The sequence below is a fragment of the Geopsychrobacter electrodiphilus DSM 16401 genome, assembly GCF_000384395.1.
GTDB lineage: Bacteria > Desulfobacterota > Desulfuromonadia > Desulfuromonadales > Geopsychrobacteraceae > Geopsychrobacter > Geopsychrobacter electrodiphilus.
This window is the reverse complement of sequence record NZ_ARWE01000001.1, coordinates 1,293,730-1,313,887: the sequence shown is the minus strand read 5'-3', so window position 1 is coordinate 1,313,887 and position 20,158 is coordinate 1,293,730. Positions and strand designations below refer to the sequence as shown.

Genomic DNA, 20,158 nt, shown 5'->3' with positions numbered 1-20,158 from the left:
AAGAGCAGGAGAAAAAGTTCAAAATACACCCCCACGTTTAATTATGTAATACACCCTTTCATTATACGGCAGGAGGAAAGTTTAGGTATTGTGCCTCAAATGATGAAGATAAGTGGATGTCCCTAAATTAAAATCAGGACTTAGTCCCTCGATGGAGGCCCGATTCTAATTATTGGGTTATTGAATAAGACCTAAACTTACGCTAATTTACATGAAATTTAAAAAAATCCTCCTGTAGAATTTTGATTTAATAATCCGAACTGTCAACTTACAACAGCATTTCCAGCCAAGGCAGACACAGATGAGAAAAATCTGGATTTTCGGAATACTCGGGATTATTCTGACGCTCCTGTTTATCGGCTACGATGTCCGACTGCAAAGAAACATCGCCCTTGAACAGTCCCATGCCACCACAAACGCCCTGGCCGATTCGGTAGAAAGGGATCTGGTGCACTCCTTCTCTGGCTTGGATCAGATGCTTTTCGGCCTGAGAAACACCATAGAAGCCTATGCCAACACCACTGTCGACGCCCCTGCAATAAGAAGGGTTATTGATGGACTCCTGCAAAACAACCCGTATCTGACAAGCCTGATTGTCCTCGACAATAAGGGTCAGATACTGCACTGGAACAACAATTTACAGAAACCTGATCTCAGTCAACGGGACTATTTTCTTTTTCATAAAACACATGCTGTTGACGGTCTGTACATTGGCCGGCCGCAACCTTCCGTCATAAATCAGAATCAAAAAATTTTTGGTGTCAGCCGAGGTTTTCACGACGACAACGGCAATCTCAACATGGTCATTGTAGCCATCATCGATGTCAATTTTTTTGCCCGGCAATACGAAAAACTTTTCACCCGTGCTGACAGCCAACTCACAATTTTTTCTCCCCAAGGAGACATCTACACCCGGATTCCCGAACATGAGGTTATGCGTTTCAGACGCATCGATCAGATAGCCACCCTTTTGCGAAACGGCAAGATCCCACCTGATGGTGTCCACCTCGACAGCCCGGGCGGCAAAACTATCTTCATGACAATTCATAAACTGACCGGGTATCCGCTCGTGATAAGTATCGCAAAAACGGAAAATACCACGTTTACAAACTGGCAAAAAGATGCTTGGAACCACGGTTTGCTGGGAGTGTTTATCAGCCTGACAATCCTGTTTTTAACCTACCGGACCGCAAAATTACAACGGCGCCAAACCGAAAGCATCAAAAAGCTTGAACTTCTTTCTATAACAGATGCACTGACCGGCCTGTCAAACCGGCGTTACGCCATGGAACAAGCAAAGACAGAAATCAAGAGGGCTCAACGACACAGCTCAACTTTGTCACTGATCATGCTTGATCTGGATCATTTCTCAAGAATCAATGAGGATTACGGAGACGCAAGCGGAGACGAGGCCCTCTCAGCCCTGGGAGGCTTGCTGCTACAGGCATGTCGTGAGACAGATATTGTCAGTCGCTTCGAGGGAGAAGCATTCCTGCTTATTCTGCCCGCGACTGAGCTTGAAGGAGCAATCAAACTCGCAGAGAAAATTCGTGAAACCCTGTCAAGCCATGTTTACGATCAACCACAGGTGAAATTCCATATCACGGCCAGTCTGGGAGTTACTCAATTGGGCGTTGATGAAATGGATATTAACGGGGCCTTACTGCGTGTCAAATCTGCGTTGCAGGAAGCTAAAGGGACTGGCCGCAATAACGTAAAATGGCTTCCAAGTAACATCCGGGATGAAGACAACCTGAACCAAAGTATCTGGTTTTCTCGACTATCTTGACCGCGGCCCTCAGGTTGATCCTGCCGAGCCCACTTTCAAGTTTTCAGCGTCCCGATCTGTTGTTGCAGCTGGTGACAAATTAAGCGTAAGTCTGCCGGATCCAACCCCACATTCTGGGCACATATCTCCTCCAGTTTTTCAAGAGCCTGCTGTGCAACCGCCATCCGAGTCTGCAAATCAGCCAGTAGGACATTAACCTGGTTAGCCAAAGGCCCAGCCTGATCTCCGTCACGCAAAATAATTCGCAGTCTCAGGTCAGACGTCTCGACGATAGAATTCAAATCCTCTTCGATGCGATACAAGGCACCCGCATAATGTTTCGGAAAAAACAGGCTGGCAATAACACCGCAAACCAAGCTGGTGCCGAAGGAGATACCAACAACCGGCAAAAGCATATCCAGAAAGTTTCGCGCCTTAACATGAAACATCTTGAAAGAGGCTTCAATCTCCTGATTGGCGAATTGAAAATAAATCGCACTGCTCAGTAACAAACAGACAAACACAATCCCGCTGATCCAACAAATCATGCGTAACTGCATGCTGCGATTGACGGAAAAATTCAACAACTTTCTTTTGTATGGTCTTTCAGCTTTCATGTGTACAGCTCCTGATCAACGGCAAACATCTGAACGGACAGAAAGGGATCAGTTAAACATTGTACTTTTTGAACTATTTTTGAAGATGTAATGACAGGCGACGCAGAGCTTGGTTTTTATCGTCTCCCTTACTAGCATCTTCCCTGCGGAACCGTGGGGATCGTGACAGGTGACACAGGTCAGCATCCCGTTTACAGTAGGAAGCTCTTCAGGTATACGGACATCCTTACCCCCATATAGCCGCACCGGATGTGAAGTGCCCAGGCTTGACTCCGGGTGACACTGGTAACAGGCGTTAATCGCCAGGTCTTCCGAATTTCGTAGAAGCGAATGTTGCTTCCGGGTCGCAGAAAGGTCCGCTGACGTACTCGGATTCACATCAAGTTTCGTCAGACTTAGCCCTGCCAGAGGTTGCAGTTCAACCCAACCATAGAGAGGCTGAGCCGTTGCCCATGAGGCTTCAATAGTGGAGTTCTTACGGGCCAGAGTGATCTCCTTGACAAACGCGCTGATCGAAGAAGTCAAACCATCGCGCGTCCGAAGTTGCGCGGCACCTCCGGGCTCGGATATTTCGTTCGGTTTTAACCCCAACCAGAGACTTTGATGATTTTTCCCGCCGGCAGTGCGATCCTGAGAGCTGACGACAATTCGCAAGCGATACGCGGCGGAGATTTCCAGATCAGGGATTTTTATCAGATGATCCATCACAGGACCGGCAGATTGCGAATAGGTCTGTAGCTTACGCCACATGTCCCCCTGGTCGACGAGCTTCCCGTTGATAGATGCCTTTGCGGCCACACTACGGCCAGCAGACCAGGACACACCGTCTTCCAGATGACAGACCACGCAGCGCCTCTCCCAGAAAGGGGTATGGATGGTTGTCATGGCCAGTCCCCTGTTATAAACAGCAACATGGCAACGGATACATTCTTCATCGGCAGAGCTATCCCTCGCAGTGTCTAAGGCCGCGAACAAGAGATTGCAGAAAAATAAAAATATCAGCGCGGTGGCCGTGGCAACAGCCACGGCCACCAGGCATATCCGTATGCATTTTTGCGAACAAAATGACAACATCAAACCCCTGTACAATCTAGACGAATAGACAATCCCTAAAAACCTGACTATTCGGCTAGGATACTGAACACCTGCACCCGATTGTTGTTGCGATCAGCGACAAACAGCTGATATTGATCGTTGATGCAGATCTGTGCCGGATACTGCAACTGCCCCTCATCCCAACCGGAACCAAGTTTTCGCCCCAGGAAAGACCCAGCTCTCCCGATCAGAACCAACCCGCTGCCATTCTGATCTGACAGAAAAATGATGCCGTGTCCGTCCACCGCAATATTGGCCGGAAAGTTGACGTACTCTTTCAACCCTTTCGTCAATTGGACAAATGCATCAGCGCCAGGTTCCGCCACAAAAATATCGGCGTCAACACTGTCAAGTAAGTAGATTGACCCCTGATTGTTGACCGCAAGATCCGAAAAGAAACCGAACCTTGCCGGGAAATTAATCTGCCGGATAAAGGTTTGATCCGGACCAGCAACAATCACCCGGTTAGCAAAGATATCCAGCAGATAGATATTGCCCGCACTATCAAGCTTGAAGCTTTTCGGAACTATTTTATCCGCGTCTGCCAAACCCTTGATAGCTAGCTTCCCCTGACTCTCACCAGCTGCATTCAATTTGAGAATGTTACGGGCCTTGGCGTCCAGCACGTATATATCGCCCAGCGCAGTCAATTGCACTGTTCGCGGTGAAGAGTCCGTCAGCGTCATTGAACTTTCCGGGCTGAACGTCTGATCCTGCAACTTAAACCTTACCAGTTGCCGGTTCCCGGTATCGGCCACCACGAATGACGTGTTGTTACAGGCAACCCCTTCCGGGTATTTGAGGCCCACCCCGGCACTGTCACTATAGATGGATTTAATATGCTTCAGCTTAACCGTTTCAGTCGCCAGCCCGGTGAGCGGAAACCAAAGACAAAAGGCTGTAATTATAATCAGAATATTTCGCATGATCTATCTCCGATACTTGGTGTGACACTGAACACACAGACTTTGCACATCAGCGAAATGCAGGAAGCTCTTGTATTCAGTCCCATGAGTCCGGTGACAACTCAGACATTGAAGCCTGAGGTTGCTGTTACGCGGGTCAACAACCTTGTCGCCTATCGGGTGAGTTGAGTGGGTCTGCCAGTCGTGGCACTGACCGCAGACTTCGACCGTTTTTGCCTTATTCAGCAGAAACATATTATCCGAAGCATGTGGCGAGTGGCAGGCCGTGCAATTACCCGAACTGATCGGCTGGTGCTTGGTAAATGAGCGCTCCTGGCGTGCAATGGTGTCGGCGTGACACTTCCCACACACCTGGATCATCGGTTTGCGCAGCAGGCCCTTGCTGTTTGAAGCATGCGGGGTGTGACAGTTAATGCAACCGGTCCTGTCCACCAGGGGCCAGTGCACACGGTCTTTACTGAAGGCGGTGTTGATCATGTCGTAATGACAGCCCTGACAGATTTCGAAACCATTTTTTTTCAGGCCAAACGGATTGGCCGAATCAGGCTCGTTATGGCACTGATTACACATCTGATTGCTGACCGGATTGTGGATAACATCAGCCAGAATCGCTCCAGAATTAGAACCGTGAGGATCGTGACAGGAGGTGCATCTCCCCTTTTCGACCGGGTAATTCATATGCCGCTTTTTAAAGCTGCCACTGTTTGTTTTATGGCATTTCAGGCACAAAGCAGGCTGCTCAGTCTTCAAGAGTTTGGCGTTCTTCTCCGAAGCATGGGGGGTGTGACAGAGCAGGCAGTCCTTCTGCACCGGCGCGTGTTTATACTTATTCGTCGCGATGCGCTCACCCAACTCCTTGTGACAACTGAAGCACAACTCCTGGCCAGCCTTGATCAGGTTGGATGGATTATTGGAAGCGTGGGGATCATGGCAGGCAACACACTTTCCTTCAGCCACAACCTGATGAACACTGGTCGCTTTTTTCGGTACCATATTGTCATGACAGTTGTAACAAAGAAGATTCGCATCAGCATCCAGAAGGTTGTCGTGGCCTGAGGCATGCGGATTGTGACACCCGGTACACTCACCTTCCGTGAGCGGAGTATGGACATACCTGGCTTTCAGCTTATCTGAAAAAGCCGTGTGGCAAGTCAGGCAGATTTTCCCCATAGCACCTGGTTTGAGGTTGAATTTCCCCTCGGCCCGGCTGGCTACAGGTACGAGGATCAGAACCAGACTTGCCAGAACAATAAATGTGGCGAGTTGTCGGAATTTCATAGTGAACACCCTTTACTCCTTCCCGGCAATATGGCACGCATCGCAGGACTTAGCGGCGAAGGGGGCGTGCATAACAGGCTTGAAGAACTTCGGATCCTTCGATGAATGTGGATCGTGGCAGCTGATACAATTCATATCGTCTGCTGCAATCGACAGGTGGGCCTTCTGAAAACTTACCTTGTCGAACCCGTGACATTCGCCACACAGCGATTGCAGAGGCTGATCCAGCAACCGAGAACCTTTTGAGGCATGTGGCTGATGACAGCGCAGGCAATCCCTGGCAGCAGGAGAATGAACTTTTTCTGACGCCATCTTTGCTTTCAGTCCAGTATGGCAGTTCAGACAAATATCAGGCGTTTCAGCCAACAATAACGATTTTAATTTGGACAGGTGCGGACTATGACATTCGGTGCACTTGCCCGCGGAGACTGGTGCATGCCTATCCGCAGCGGTAGCAATGCTTTCTGCCAGATCACTGTGGCAATTGAGACATAGAACCTTCTGCGGTTCTGTGGTCATCCCTTTGTTGTCACTGGCGTGGGGATCGTGACAGGTCAAGCAGTCATCATCAACATAGGGTTCGTGCAGTGAAGCCGCAGAGTCTTTAGGAATCGAATCCTCGTGGCACTTGGAGCACAGTTCCTTGCCAGTAGCCTTGAGAAGTTTTTCATTGTCGGAGCCATGACCTTGGTGACAAGCAATGCACTGCCCACCCTGAACCGGGTTGTGAATAATGGTCTTCTGAAACTCACCCTGAAGTCCGGAATGACAGCTGTAGCAGACGGTATCGGCACGATCGGTCAAAAGGTGCTCGGCGCTTGAGCCGTGCGGGTTGTGGCAGCTGAGGCACATGTTCTCCTTAAACGGAGCATGCTGGTGCTTGTTCTTCGCACCGTCCTCTTTTGTCTTGGCGTGGCAGCCAAAACAGAGTTCCCCCTCCGGCTTATTAACCAGCCCTTTATAGGCGGCGGAGTGCGGAGAATGGCAGGAGAGACAGCCCTTTTCGCTTTGCAGCGGCGCGTGCGGAAAGCGAATAATATGGCTGGTATCTTCATGGCAATTAAAACAGAGCTTGTTGCCGGCATTCAGCAGCAGGGTTTTCTGTTCAGAGGCATGCGGGTTGTGGCAAGAGAGGCAGTTACCTTCCTTGAATGGCTCATGTTTAACGGCCCCGTTCCCCTGGATTGACCCGCTATCGTGGCAGCTCAGACAGAGCTCATTGGCGGGAGTATTCAAGCCGAAAGGCTTAGCCGAATCTGCAGCATTATGACAGGCAGAACATTCCGCTTCGGCGACCGGGCTATGGAGACTGGTCTTGAGCAGGTTGGGATTTTCAGAACTGTGCGGATCATGACAGATGGTGCACGATTTGGCGGCGACCGGATACCCGCCATGAGACTTTTTGAAAGCTGATTTATTCTTGTCATGGCAGGAAAGACAAAGTTTCCCGGGTTCCATGGTGAGCAGGTTCGCCTCCTTCGAATAATGGGGCTGATGGCAGACCCGACAGCCTTTGTCCTGAATGATCCCGTGCACGACCTTGCGGGTGAAGTTATCCTTTTTATGGCAGGTGAAGCAGATGCCTTCACCTTCGGAGACCAGCAGATTAGGCGCGGAGGACCCATGCGGGTTGTGACAGGTGGTACATTTCCCGCGCCGCAGGGCGGTATGCACGCCGACCTTCTTGTCCAGATTGAAATCCTCTTTCTTATGGCAACGGAAGCAAAGGCCGTTGCCATCCTCAACCAGTAACAGTTTGCCGACGATGCCGTGCGAAAGGTGACAATCCTGGCATTTCCCCTCCTTGACCCCGGGGTGCAGATTTTTCAGTCCGAGGTATTTTTTGGCGAAATCGTCATGGCAGTCTGCGCATTCTTTCTTCTTGAATTTTCGCGCGGCATAGCTTGTGTCGGGCCAGGCCATTTGCACGGCCAGAAGGCAACAAAGCAACAACACACACCCAAATAGGGTCTTCATCAGACCAGAGTTTTTTCGCATCATGAATAACTCCATTCATTGAAACTTTTCAGAACCTGACCAGTCAGCCTCGTCAGCAATTACAACTATTTCTGTACCAGAAAGCTTTCGGTTTCATAAGCAGCCTTAAGTTTGGTCACCCAATCAGCCAGCGCGTCATTGATCTTCTGACCATAAAGAATCCGCCCGACCTCCTGACGGACCTCCTCGTAGGGTTTGGCAACAGAGGGGTAGACGCTTTCAACCTGCAGGGTATAAAAAAGCTGGTCCGGTCCGGCGTAAAGATAATAATCGCCCTGCTTGGCCTGACCCACCAGCTTTTGCAGATCTTCCGGGAGGGCAGTTGCCGCCAGCAGGTTGCCATCAAAGGTAAGAATATTCTTGTCCGTCGTATCAGCCAGTCCTGTCGCGTTGGACGAAACCCACTTGAAATCACTGCCGGCCTTAAGTTTACGCAACGCGTCTTCGGCTCTGGCTTTATCGTTAAAGATCAGACTCTTCATTTTGAGCATCATCGGAGAAGCGTAGGTTTCAAGATTGTTGAAGTAATATTTCCTGGCATCCTCATCGCGGACGGTCAGCCCCGGCACCACCGCTTTGTTGACAAAGGCTTCAAACAGCAAGCGCTCCTTGTTCTCTTCAACTGCGGCGATATAGTTCTTCTGTTTGTCGATCCCCTGGCGTTGCGCCTCCATCCTGCCGGCAACAGCCACTTCCTTGTTGTAAATCAGGTCATCTTTCTGGTTATCCATCTTTTTGGCATCAAGGGTGATATTCGTCCCGTGGAACATAGAAGCTTCAAGCTCTTTAGCCACCTCAGCGACCGTAATGGTGACCTTCTCCTTGCCGTCAGTGATGGTGGCCAGAGGACGCTTATCCTCTTTTAGCTGCGCAAATATTTCCGTTCCTTTAGCTTGCGGTTTTTTGCTCATGATTTTGCCAAAATCGAACGAAGTCATGACTTTCTCATCGGTTTTCGCATATTTTCTCACCAGAGATTTCAGGTACTTCATCTGTTTTTCACGTGATTTTTGCTGAAACAGAGTGTTCGCCGCCTGATCACGAACCTGCGGATCGTCGTAGACTTTTTTATCCTCGAGCCGGAAGATCAGGAACCCCTTCTCGGCCTGGAAGATATCGCTTACCTCTCCTTTTTTCATTGAAAAAGCCGCCTTGGCGACCGAGGGGAACAGGTCGATCAACTTCATGTAATCTGAATTTTCTCCACCTGCGGCCTTACCGGAAGAGACCTGCTGGTCCGCGAGTATTTTAAAATCACCCCCAGCTCTGTAGGCCTTCAGAAAGGCTTCGGCGTCAGGTTTCTCGTTGAATTTATAGGTCAACAGTTTGGTCTCGATGGCCATCTTCTGATACAGCGCATCTATCTCCTTCTCGTCCAGCTTGACATCCAGAACCTGTTGCGCGAGGAGCTGTTGAATCAGGGTGGTCAGGGCAAAACTGTCCATCTGGGCGCGCACTTCCGGGGTGCGGTCAAAGCCGATATTGAGCGCCTCCTGCTCCACCAGCTTGACCTGGATCAGGCGGTCGAGAGCCTTGAAATAGTCCTGTTTACCCGCAGCTTCGGAACCGGCCATCTGATTGTGCATATTGGCCAGGGTCATGGCGAATTTGGCCATAGTGATCGGTTCGTCATTGACCATGGCGACCGGAGTATCGGCATACTTTGCAGAGAACAGGGGAATATTCCGGACCACCATCTCCCCCCTGGCGCGCAGCGGAACGGTCAGCTCCTTCAACTCCACAGGTACTGACGGCACCTTGGTATCGGCGGCCTGGCCCCCTCCTCCGAAGGCAAATCCGCAAACAGAAGTAGCTGCAACCAGAATCAAAGCAGAAACGAGGTGACAGAAATTTCTTAACATAGTGACATCCTTTTCCTCCGAAATCGCGAAACACGATTCGGCAAGAGGCGGCGCGCGAGCAACCGCATTATTCTTCCAGCAGCTTGATTGCTGCCTGTGTCATGAGGCTGGTCAGTTCCTGAGTGCTCGATATTTTTCCAAGGTCGAACAGATAAACGCCATCTTTTCCAGTCGCATAACTGTGAGAAGTCCAGACGACTTCTCGGGTGTGTCCGTCAAAAGCCTGTAGGGAGAAATCTACTTTGCTTTCGCCGATGGCGTCCTGATAATCAAAAACTTTTCCCGACAGGATGATATCGGCCCCCAGAACGCCGGCGTCGGCCAAAATATCCGAGGTCGCCAAAGATGGTCCGGACTGCAAGATCATCCGATAGCGCAGCAGAATCTCCCTGATCATTCCGGGTTCAAACACCTCGATATTTTCATAGCGATAAAGCTGCTTCAAGGTGTTCAGAGTCACAATCTTTTCCGCGTGCTTGCGCGCGTTGACATTTAAAAATGGGATTAAAGCCAACCGGATTTTCCTGGTCGGATCAAACGATGATGAGCGAAAACTGAATTGCGGATTATACCTGGCCTTTCTGGAACCAAGGGCGTTCTCCGCGGTACCCGAAGCCCCATTTATCAGTCGTACCTGTTGATCCGGGGTATGTCGAAAGCTGGGATCCTTGGCGGCCAGATAGGACTGAAAGGAAGTGATCAGTTTACCGATCGCCTGATTAAGCAGAGCATGCATGTCCTTTATTTTTCCAAGGCCCAACAGACCCGCAGCCTCATCTCCTGATAACCCGATGCTGTCCATCCAGATGATCCGGGGCTCGGGCCCGGTGGTCACCAGCCGCGAAAACAGGGAGATACGCAGCGGCGGGGTTTCATGCCAGGTCTCGAGCGACGTAATGAACACCGCCTCAGTACCAGTTTCCTCACGTAACGCAGCGGCTAAGGCCGCATCGATCCCCCCGGAGTAGCGCATACGATGGGCACGCATGAACTGTTCAAGTTTTTTCTCACCGAGCAGTGGCAGTCGGCCATTTAGTTGGTCGCTGAACTCAGAAACTATCTGCTGCAATGGGGCTTTGCCGTCTGTCAGATTCTCGATCGGCAGAAGTGCAACGCGACTGGCAGGAGTAATGACCGGGGTGATTTGATAATCGTCTGACCAGTCACTCTCCACCAGATGATTTGCGGAATCCAACACCCTGACCTTTACCCGGTAATGACCTGCTTTAGCTGGAGACCAGTTCCAGCGTGGCGCCCCCCCCTGCTGTTCAATTGCCTCGACACCGTCCCTGATTGTTCTGAATTCACAGGTGACGTCCCCGATGCCACCTGAAATTTTCGCTCGCCAGTAGAGACCCTTCTCCAAAGTCGGTTGCGGTGACAACAATGAAGAGGTGAGGGAGTCAAGGGCCAGGGGCGTCCGGATCTCCTTCCAGTCGGACCAATCGCTCTCTTTCTTGTTGCCGAGCCTGTCAATGGCAACGGCACTGACTCGGTAGTACCCGGGTTTTTCTATCCGCCAGAGCCAGACAGCTTCTGAACCTTCCTGAACCTGATCTGGCTGGCCCGCTATCTCCTCGAACAGGAAACGAATGGTTCTCTTTCCGACCCCACCAGAAGCACGGGTTTTCCAACGGACCTGGGTGCCAACAAGATATTGCTCCGCAGGGTTATTCGGTTCAGGTACAGAAACAATCAGAGGGGGAACAATCTGGTAGGAGGGTGACCAATCTCCCTGCAACTGGTTACCGAGGCTGTCTTTGACCATAACGCGTGAGCGGCAATCCCCAGCTTCAAGCGGACGCCAGGACCAGCTCGCGCTCAATCCCTCCTGAACAGTGCGCGCCTCATCTCCATTGCACGCCATCTGAAACCGATAGCTCTTCTCCCCTACCCCTCCGCTCACCCTGATATTCCAGACGACAGGCATGGTCTGTGCGGCCTGCGGAGAAGACCGATCGGTAGAAAAAGATCTAATCTGAAGTTTTGGCTCGATTCCGAAGGGCGCCGACCAGTCACTTGAAACCTGATTTCCCAAGGCATCGGACATCAGTGAACGCACCCGGTAAACACCAGCTTCTACCGGTTGCCAGCTCCAGGTCGAAGCAGGGCCGCTCTGCATGGTGATTACCTTACCCGCGTCCCGCGCCAACTCGAACATATAGGTCCTTGCCCCCACCCCGCCGCTGGCGTTCACCGTCCAGGGAACCGCCACGGTCGCAACCATCTGCGGAGCAGAGATTCCTGCAATCGGGGCTTCAATGCTCAGTGGTGGTGCGACCCTGTAGGGATCAGCCCAGGCACTGACAGCTTGATTGCCACGCAAATCTGTGACCCACACCCTGACCTTGTAATCGCCAGCCTCAGCCGGGGCCCAATTCCAGTCGGATAAAGGCCCCGACTCAAGCGTCTGTTGATCGCCTCCATCACGCGACCACTCAAACTGATAGGAGAGAGGCACCACACCGCCGGTCGCGCTGGCCACCCAGGTAATCGGTTTTGTCAATGCGGCTTGCGGCGCTGCTTTGTCAGGCACCGGGGCCTGTACCCTCAGCGACGGTGCGATTTTGAAAAAACCATACCAGTGACTTTCAACCTGATTTCCCTGGAGGTCTTCAACCAAGACCCGAACCCGGTAACTCCCGGGCTCGGTAGCAGGCCAGATCCAGTTCTTCGCCGCCCCTGACTGTACAATTTCAGAAGGTCCACCCTCAGGCTCGAACTCGAAATGCACAACAGGTTGACCAACACCGCCGGTTGTTGTAACGGTCCAGGTCACTGGACCGGTCCCGGCCATCTGAGGGGACGGCCTGTCGACAGATATTTTTTCCACTGTCAGGGCCGGGACAATTTCGAAGGGCTGAGACCATTCCCCAAATTCGGTATTACCACGCACATCGCTGACCAGGGTCCGCAGTCGATAGCTGCCCGCAGCCTGTGGGGTCCAGGCCAGGATCCCAGCCGGTGCCCCGATAAACCCGGAAGTCGTTCCATTTTTTTCGAGCTCAACATCGTAGGTCAGGGGGGCGACACCGCCGCTGGCCGCGATACGCCAGACAATCGGTCCGGTTCCGGCCATCTGCGGGCTGGTTTTGTCAACGGTTGAACCCTCCAGCAACAGAGGCGGGACGATCACATAGGGAGCGGACCACTCCCCCTCCGACCAGTGCCCTGCTTCGGCCCGGGCACTCACCCGGACCCGGAAAGTTCCGGCCGTGTCGGGACACCAACGCCACTCAGACGAACTCCCCTTCTGAACCTGCGCGACCCGGCCGTCCTCGTTCATCAGTTCGAACGAAAACTGCGCTGCCTCCCCGATATCGGTTGAGACGACCTGCCAGGTCACAGCGCTGCGCTCCATAACCTGGGGAGCAGGCAGATCAGCGACGACCTGAAAGACCGGCAGCAGGCTCGCTTGCGGCTCGGCGGACGACTGCAGCTGACGTGCCCCTGAGTTGTTGGACAAAATCAGCACGAGCAGTATAATTCGCCAGATTTTATTCAAAAAGCTGGTCGAGAAGATCATTAATCACCTGTGTCGTCACATCGTTCATCGGTCGGCCACCACTCCCCAGCATCCGATCCGCCATGCTGATCCCTCCTTTGGTTGAAGAGGCCGACCAGACCGTCGTGCCGTTCTGGGTCTCGACCATCTGCAGGCTCAACGAGACCAGGTTGGCTTCGGCCGAGCCGGAGCGGACCGTGCCATACTCCCTGAGCACACCGGTGATGACCGCGTCGACCTTCAGAATGTTTTTCAGTTTGGTGATCTCTTCGGTCGTCGGTGTCTGCGGACTGCGCATACCGACCAGGGCGATACCACGCTTCACTTCGCCGGTCGGCAGCACGTAGATCTGCTCCGTGGTCAGGAGCATCCCCATGAAGACGTCCCTGACCCGCTCCGCGGCCTGATCGTCCGCTGACAGATTCTGAAACGGCAGAACGGCCACTGTGTGCACCGCACTGAAATCCATCTGCGCGTTGGTGTAATCGTGAACTGAACTCATTGAACCGCTGCAGCCGGCCAAAAGGAGCAGCAAACAAAAACCCAGCGGGATATTCATCAGAAGCCTGTTCCATTTCATGTGCGTAACCTCTTGCTGAAAGGGGGTAACTCCGCGATTTGTCATTACTTTGAACCCGGGAACTCCTTTTCCAGAATCAAACACGAACCTTAATAAAAAACTCGAATCCCCAAACTGAAATTTTCAAACGCCACAATTTCGGACTGATCTTCCGTTTCTCCCTTCAGATATTCCAGTGTCAGCAGGGTCTTGCGATTGAGCTGCCAGTGCAGCGAAGGAGAAAACGTCCAGATTTTTTTGTCATCGGTGTTCTGGGTCCGACCATAGGTCAGGGAGATGAAGAGAGTGCCATCGCGGAACGGCGACCAGTTGACAAAATACTTCTGCTCGGCGGTTGATTCGTGTATCTCACCGGATTTATCGGTAAACGACAGATCCGCAGACAAGCTGATCGCCGCAGTGGGCACCCAGGTCGCAATCAGGCGCCCATCCTGATCGTGTGCTTCCGCCTTGTCTCCGCCATGAACCCAGGATGCTCCATAAGAAAGGGTATAATTCATCCAGCTATTGGGAATGATGTTGCTGCCGACCCTCAGAAAAAATGTGTCGATATCTGAAGAATCAGCAGGATGTTGCAGGCTGTAGCCATTATCCAGATACATGCTCCAGCCTTTATAGAGATCCAGATTGTTGCGCAGAAAAACCGCGTGACTGTCGCTGGTGTGGGAATCAGCATCGGTCAGTTGGCTAAAGCTGTAAGTCAGGTTCTGATTGAAGGTATCCAGGTACCTGGCCGCCAGCGCCACAGAAAAGGTATCGTCAATACTGGAGGTTTTGCCGTTCTCCCAGCCCTCGGTATGCTGAAGACGCGTGTTGCCGACGAACACCTTGCTGAAGATGTGGCTCAATCTGACACCGGCATTGACCAGGGACGACTTCTCGCCCAGTGGTTCCGAGCTGCGTTCACGGTATAGCAGGTCGTAACCGGTCGAGGTCTTGTCGGTCATCTTCCAGGTAGTCGAAAGGTCGCCACTCCAGTCCATTGAGCTGAAGGTCGAGGAATTTGGTGGCAAAGAACGCCGCGGAACCAGATCGGTAATCTGTAAATTTTCGCCAACCTGCACCTGCTGCGTGGTGACAACCTTGATGTAACGGGTTTTTATAGATAAAAATTTCAGATCAAAGGCGTTTCCGGCCAGGCTGGTACTCTGTTGAACACCGGAGACCAGACTCCAGTTTTCGGTTTCGGTATCACGGATATAGATCTGCCAGGGGAACTCGTTGCTGGTGTGGCTGCCAAGATCGGCAAACTTGACCTGCAGTCGATCGAGTGCTGTGGGTGTTCCGAAATCGAGGCCAAAACTGAGCTGCCTGGCGGCCAGCAGAGAATCTACCAGCAGATCGATAGAGCTCAGTACGAATCCAGCCTCCGGGTTACTGGTCGCCGGGCTTGCATCATCCAGCCTGCCGATAACAACACCGTTTGAGGCCGGTGGTACCAGCCGCTCACCGATCCCGGTAAAATCGACCTGCTGCCGTGCAGCGCGTAAGCTGCTGTTGAGGGAAACTCTCCCCTGTTGAAAGCTCCGCCCCAGACGCACCGACCCCGTGTCAGAATTCAACAGGGTCTTGAATTCCGAGATTTTATTCAAAGCATCTGCCGTCGTATGATCGTAGCTGAACTGGTAGTCCTGGTAGCTGTATTTGCTCCGCAGCTGGTAGGTGTCGGTCTTCTGATCGTTAGTTCGCGGAAGGTTGTAAACCAGATCGCGCGCGAAAACCAGATCGACCCGCGGCAATTCGACCGGGGTCCAGTGCAGGTCGGTACTGTAACTCTCGGTAAAATTCCGGGTCGTGACCGCAGACAAAAGACTCCGTTTTACCTCACTTTTCCGGTAACCGGTCGCAGCACGCAGCAACGGGGTCGTCAGTTGAAGATCAACCGAGGTCCGCAACGCGTTCTCGACCGAATTACCGTCTGAAACGGTGGGATCGGTCGAGCTATTCTTCGAATTATTCTGGTCGAACAGACCGCTGGTATTCAGCTTCAAGGTCGGGAAAATCTCCTTCTGGATTTCAAGGTTGTAAATCTGCGAAAAATTCCTCTGCTCAGAGTCGGTCTCAAGCAAGGTGTATTTATCGGTCTTATGGCTCCGATTGAGATCGTATTTCAGATCGGTGAGCAGACGCAGACTGTCAGCGGAGGCAGACCAGGAGCAGAGCAGCGTCCAACTGCATATCAGCGCAACGCAAATCAGGGTCCGCAGACTCTTCACGCCGGGCACCCTCACCGCTCACCCATGACCACAACATCATGGCTGCCGGCCTCAAGGGTCAGACGGCCCAACACTTTTTTGCTGACCAGGTCAAGTTTTATCAGAGTGCGGCTGTTTGGTTGCACGGCGAACAGGGCATTCTCCTCCTCGTCAATTGTGATCGCCTGCACCGGCTCGGGGTCCAGACTGAAGGCATCGACTGCGCTCAGCGAACGCGGATCAACCACCGCGATGCCGCCATCCTGTTTGCCGATGTAGATCAGTCCGGTTGAGCCATCAGCCTTGAGCGAAAGAGCCCCGTTGCCGACATAAATCTTTCTGGACGTCGTCAGCGAGGCCAGGTCGAAAACGGTCAGGTCGGCGGAAAACCGGTTAATCAGAAACAAGGTTCGGCCATCCCGACTGATCACCCCGTCCATTGGCGCCTCATTAAGGGGGACGGTGCGCTGAATCTGTCGGCCCTTAAGGTCGAGTACGGTGAGTGAATTATTGGCCAGGGTCACGTAGGCATGGGTGTCATCAGCCCCGGCAATCAGGCCATTCGGTTCTGAAAGGAGATTGATCCGTCCGGTCTCAAACAGGGATTGGGGATCAATCAGGCTGACGGTGTTGCTCCCGGGATTAAGCGCGAGGAGGGTTTTTCCGCCGGGTGTCAGTGCCAGCTTGCTGGGCTGATCGCCGAAGCGCAGGGCGACCCGTCCAAGCAGATTGCCAGTGTTCAGGTCAACCACCACGATCGCGTTCTCTCCGCTCAGCGCGACATAGAGCCAGCCGCGGGCCTGATCGAGCAGCAAATCCCGCGGCGTTTCACCCATGCGCAGGATGCCGAGCACTTCAACTGTCCGTTTATTGAAAACGGTCAGACTGCTAGCGCCACTATTACTGACGAAGCCCTTGAGGTTCAGCAGCACCCTTTCCGGCTGCCACAGGGAGAACCGCGGCGTGAAAATCGCGCCGTCTGTGATCAGGCGGTCGGCCGCCAGAGACAGATAGAGGATCTCGCTCTGGTCTTTGCTAATCTGGAAAGGATACTCAACAGTTAAACGTTCTGGAGGGGGGAGTAGATTGATCTGACCTTCTTCTCCGAGCAGCTCGACGGCGGCGATGCGCAGGGCAAGGCCGCGGTAGAGACCAATCGGCAAGGAAACACCGCTCAGCTTCGTCTGGGCGTCAATCAGGTCATCGGCTACCAGCGGGTTCAAAGCCAGTGGCAAGGCGATTTCCCCGCCATCCACGCGTAAAGCGACCAGCTCTGCCAGATGAATGGTCAGGCGATGGGCCTCCTGCGGGAGAGGCTGCAGAAACAGGGTCAGGTTATCCAGCGCGGCTTTTGGAGCGGTCACCGCTGGCACCGCAAAGGAGCAGGCAACGAGAGACAACAAGCACAGACCGATCAGCAGATACTTCAGATCCCCGTGGTAATTTAATCTCAGCATAACTCCCTCAGGGCGTAGTGGAACCATGGCATTTTTCACAGAATGATCCTTGCCCGCTGCCAAACTCCAGGGCGATATCGCGGCCGTAATAGCTGGCATATACGTCACCGGCCGTCCCCCCCATATCACCGACCTTCGGGTGGGAGTCGACCAACAGAACTGCATTGAAATCCCAGCGACCGGCCTTGGGGAAGGCCGAGGCGTGGGCACGATGACAGGTCAGACACATGACAGTTGAGGTGACCTCCGGCCCCTGAGTGCTGTTCGGATCGAGCAGCTGCAGGTTGCTGGTACCTCGTTCGAAGGGAACAAACTGGAGGTAGGCGTTCGAAGCAACCCCGCTTAAATCTCCGGTCCGCAGATAGCTGTTGTAGGTCGAGACGAGTGCAGGTGTCAGCAGAGCGCCGCTCCCGGAAGGATGCACAAAACTGCTCCCGGCAACCTGATGAGCGTTGTGCAGCAGATCGCCATGGCAGTTTCCACACCACTCACTCATCCCCGCACCGTAGGCGACATGGGAGCTGTCGGTCTCTTCGAATCGGTTGACGCTGCTCTGCCGCGCAGCCGGCGCATTGGCCTGGAAAGCCGGTCCGTTGGCAGGGGTGTAACGGGAATCGCCCAGCAGACGGTAATTGCCGTTCACACCGCCAATATCGACCACGTCACCATAAGAGCCGGAACGGGTGATCGGCAGACTCCCCCGCGGGGTACCGCCGCCAACCTGACCGTGCGGGTCATGACAGCTGGTGCAACCCAGGGCGGCCGAAGGGAAACTCCCGCCAGGCGAGGTGGACAAAACCGGGTCAGAGAGTAAACCGTAATCTATGGCGACAATGTTATGGCCATGGTCGGCCGCCGGGCTGCTGCCGTCCAGCCAGCTGTAGCTGCGGGTCAACCAGTAAAAATCTCCGCCGGGAGTAAGCGCCGAGCCGTCCGGGCTGAAGACCGATGGGCTATTGGGGCCGCCGGCACCAGCGTGGCAGTTGAGGCAGATTGAACTGGGGTCGGAACTCAGCAGCAGTTGCTGACTGCCGGGCTTGGCGCTATGCATCGAATGACAACCGTTGCAATTCCCGACGCCACCTTCATGAAACCCCTGGGCGGGACAAGTCAGAGCACTGCCGATCAGCAGACCAAAGACACAGGCCGTACACAGATTCAGAATCAGGCGCTGACTGCAAATGCGAAATGTCATGGAATAAGGGGATCCCTTGCAAGGCAAGCTGGGAACTGTAAAACGCCATAGCACCCTCAGCAAACAGCAACACGGCACACGCAAAACTTAGCAAGCCGTATGCCAGCATCAGCTCCAGAGTTAATAATCAATACAATCAAATACTTATGAAATCATGAGAGGATAAAAAGGGTATTTCAGGTGGTAACTTAGATAGATCAAAATCTGAAATCTGGGAAAATTCCCAGATTTCCCTGTAGCGCATGAAAAAGGCTGGCGGTGCTTTTGCACCGCCAGCCAGGATTTTAGCAATCGGTTCCGGTCAACCGATGATCAAAAGACTTAGTCTTTCGCGTGGCATTTGTTACACAACTGACGCTGATACTGACCATATTCGGCGACGATATCAATTTTAACACCATTTTTGTAGTAGGGTGCAGCGGTAGCAAATGTACCGAGTTGAACTTGATTCTGGACGATTGATGACTCCTCCATGAAGGCGACCTTGTTGTCCCAACGAAGAGCGTTGTCGAAGGCCGAAGCATGAGCGCGGTGGCAGCTGAGACACATTACCCTGGAATTGCCGTCGGCACCGTAGGTTGAGGTCTCATCAAGTAGATCGCCGCTGGCGACATTACGCTCGAAGGGGACCAGCGCGTCGTAAGAGCTAGCTACAACGCCGCTGTAGTCGCCAGTTTTAACATAAGAATTATAGATTCCATCAAAACGACCCTGGGTAACGGGCCCGGTCGGGTGCATGTTTGCGGTGTCATTAAAGGATGGGTGACAGCTCAGACACCAGCCGGACATCCCCTTACCGTAGTCAACTGAATTGGAAGTATAGCTGTCAGCCCGCGCGATCGGAGCCGCGGCGGTGATGGCCTTGTAACCGGCGGATCCCAGGAGACGATAGTTGCCCAAAATCGAGCCATCAGTGGGCGCTACGTCTCCGTAAGAACCTGAAGCGGAGATCGGAGCTGAACCGCCAGCAGTGCCACCAGCGACCTGACCGTGGGGGTTGTGGCAGCTGGTACAACCCAGGGTGTTGGCGGGTATCGAACCACCAGGACCAGTGACATTTGTCCCATCAACCGCAAGGCCGTAGTCGAGAGCGATAACATTGTGACCACGGTTGTCAGTGCCTGCTTTTGCATCCGGGATACCATCATGGTTAGTATCTACGAGATAGTCCATAGCAGTTTTAAGCCAGCCGAAATCTCCACCAGCCTTGGTATTGGTGCCGTCGGCGCTGTCGACTTTGTATCGGCCGGACCCTTCGTGGCAGTTCAAACAGGTGGAGCTGGCATCTGAACCTTTCATCAGGTCAGCAGCAGTGGCAGAACCTTTTCGTAAATTGTCAGCCGAGTTGTGCATTGAGTGGCAGCCGTCGCAATGTGCGACGCCGCCATCGTGAAACGCAAAAGCGGTTCCACCGAGTAGGAAAAAGCTAGCAAGCAGGGCCAGGATCATCTTCGTTTTCATTTTGTTGTAACCTCCTGTTTAGGGTGCTGTGGAATTAAATACCAGCCAGACCGGACTGCGCTGGTAAGCTGCGTTAATCTCTGCAGAGACCTAAGGCAAGCGACATGCCAAATTTAATGTTTATATTTTCCCGTTTAATTTCAATAGCTTGGAGTGTTTTTTAAAAATTTGAAAAATTTCCCCAGAGGTTAGATTAGGAAAATTCCAAGGCCACATACCGA

The 20,158-nt window shown here is 52.8% G+C and carries 13 protein-coding genes; 1 reads left to right on the top strand and 12 read right to left on the bottom strand.

Going from position 1 to position 20,158, the window contains the following annotated elements; all coding sequences use genetic code 11:
• Positions 1-301: 301 nt before the first annotated feature.
• A complete protein-coding gene (locus D888_RS0106195; protein ID WP_020675679.1) occupies positions 302-1,789 on the top strand; it encodes a sensor domain-containing diguanylate cyclase in 1,488 nt (495 codons plus the stop codon).
• A gap of 35 nt (positions 1,790-1,824) precedes the next feature.
• Here the strand turns inward: D888_RS0106195 and D888_RS0106190 are convergent, their stop codons facing one another.
• From D888_RS0106190 to D888_RS20865, 12 genes are all read right to left on the bottom strand, one after another.
• The gene (locus D888_RS0106190) at positions 1,825-2,385 is read right to left on the bottom strand and encodes a hypothetical protein (protein ID WP_020675678.1); all 561 of its coding nucleotides are present in this window, start codon (positions 2,383-2,385) and stop codon (positions 1,825-1,827) included.
• A 48-nt stretch (positions 2,386-2,433) separates the two neighbouring features.
• Positions 2,434-3,270: a cytochrome c3 family protein gene (locus D888_RS0106185; protein ID WP_169513270.1), complete on the bottom strand. Its 837-nt coding sequence runs from the start codon at positions 3,268-3,270 to the stop codon at positions 2,434-2,436.
• Between the two features lie 236 nt (positions 3,271-3,506).
• Entirely contained in the window at positions 3,507-4,406 is a 900-nt protein-coding gene (locus D888_RS0106180; protein ID WP_020675676.1) for an NHL repeat-containing protein, read from the bottom strand.
• Positions 4,407-4,409: 3 nt separating this feature from the next.
• Complete coding sequence (locus tag D888_RS0106175; protein WP_020675675.1) at positions 4,410-5,684, bottom strand: cytochrome c3 family protein; 1,275 nt, start codon at positions 5,682-5,684, stop codon at positions 4,410-4,412.
• A 12-nt stretch (positions 5,685-5,696) separates the two neighbouring features.
• A complete protein-coding gene (locus D888_RS0106170) occupies positions 5,697-7,685 on the bottom strand; it encodes a cytochrome c3 family protein (RefSeq protein ID WP_020675674.1) in 1,989 nt (662 codons plus the stop codon).
• Positions 7,686-7,747: 62 nt separating this feature from the next.
• Positions 7,748-9,544, bottom strand: coding sequence for a peptidylprolyl isomerase (locus D888_RS0106165; protein WP_020675673.1), 1,797 nt, complete (start codon positions 9,542-9,544; stop codon positions 7,748-7,750).
• Positions 9,545-9,611: 67 nt separating this feature from the next.
• Positions 9,612-13,070, bottom strand: coding sequence for a hypothetical protein (locus tag D888_RS0106160; RefSeq protein ID WP_020675672.1), 3,459 nt, complete (start codon positions 13,068-13,070; stop codon positions 9,612-9,614).
• Positions 13,042-13,608: a GNA1162 family protein gene (locus tag D888_RS0106155; protein ID WP_245554996.1), complete on the bottom strand. Its 567-nt coding sequence runs from the start codon at positions 13,606-13,608 to the stop codon at positions 13,042-13,044. Before D888_RS0106155 ends, D888_RS0106160 begins: the two co-directional genes overlap by 29 nt.
• A 110-nt stretch (positions 13,609-13,718) precedes the next feature.
• Positions 13,719-15,845, bottom strand: coding sequence for a hypothetical protein (locus D888_RS0106150; protein ID WP_020675670.1), 2,127 nt, complete (start codon positions 15,843-15,845; stop codon positions 13,719-13,721).
• A gap of 11 nt (positions 15,846-15,856) precedes the next feature.
• A complete protein-coding gene (locus D888_RS0106145) occupies positions 15,857-17,281 on the bottom strand; it encodes a YncE family protein (protein ID WP_020675669.1) in 1,425 nt (474 codons plus the stop codon).
• 7 nt (positions 17,282-17,288) lie between these two features.
• Positions 17,289-18,476, bottom strand: a complete 1,188-nt coding sequence (locus D888_RS20870) for a cytochrome c3 family protein (RefSeq protein WP_020675668.1) — start codon at positions 18,474-18,476, stop codon at positions 17,289-17,291.
• 321 nt (positions 18,477-18,797) lie between these two features.
• Positions 18,798-19,937: a hypothetical protein gene (locus D888_RS20865; protein WP_020675667.1), complete on the bottom strand. Its 1,140-nt coding sequence runs from the start codon at positions 19,935-19,937 to the stop codon at positions 18,798-18,800.
• Positions 19,938-20,158 lie beyond the last annotated feature (221 nt).

What these genes read in the sequence shown, in the direction of transcription:
- D888_RS0106170 (WP_020675674.1), bottom strand. Translation starts at nt 7,685, where the DNA reads ATGATGCGAAAAAACTCTGGTCTGATGAAGACCCTATTTGGGTGTGTG.
- D888_RS0106165 (WP_020675673.1), bottom strand. Translation starts at nt 9,544, where the DNA reads ATGTTAAGAAATTTCTGTCACCTCGTTTCTGCTTTGATTCTGGTTGCA.
- D888_RS0106185 (WP_169513270.1), bottom strand. Translation starts at nt 3,270, where the DNA reads ATGACAACCATCCATACCCCTTTCTGGGAGAGGCGCTGCGTGGTCTGT.
- D888_RS20865 (WP_020675667.1), bottom strand. Translation starts at nt 19,937, where the DNA reads ATGAAAACGAAGATGATCCTGGCCCTGCTTGCTAGCTTTTTCCTACTC.
- D888_RS0106155 (WP_245554996.1), bottom strand. Translation starts at nt 13,608, where the DNA reads ATGAATATCCCGCTGGGTTTTTGTTTGCTGCTCCTTTTGGCCGGCTGC.
- D888_RS0106195 (WP_020675679.1), top strand. Translation starts at nt 302, where the DNA reads ATGAGAAAAATCTGGATTTTCGGAATACTCGGGATTATTCTGACGCTC.
- D888_RS0106160 (WP_020675672.1), bottom strand. Translation starts at nt 13,070, where the DNA reads ATGATCTTCTCGACCAGCTTTTTGAATAAAATCTGGCGAATTATACTG.
- D888_RS20870 (WP_020675668.1), bottom strand. Translation starts at nt 18,476, where the DNA reads ATGACATTTCGCATTTGCAGTCAGCGCCTGATTCTGAATCTGTGTACG.
- D888_RS0106145 (WP_020675669.1), bottom strand. Translation starts at nt 17,281, where the DNA reads ATGCTGAGATTAAATTACCACGGGGATCTGAAGTATCTGCTGATCGGT.
- D888_RS0106175 (WP_020675675.1), bottom strand. Translation starts at nt 5,684, where the DNA reads ATGAAATTCCGACAACTCGCCACATTTATTGTTCTGGCAAGTCTGGTT.
- D888_RS0106190 (WP_020675678.1), bottom strand. Translation starts at nt 2,385, where the DNA reads ATGAAAGCTGAAAGACCATACAAAAGAAAGTTGTTGAATTTTTCCGTC.
- D888_RS0106180 (WP_020675676.1), bottom strand. Translation starts at nt 4,406, where the DNA reads ATGCGAAATATTCTGATTATAATTACAGCCTTTTGTCTTTGGTTTCCG.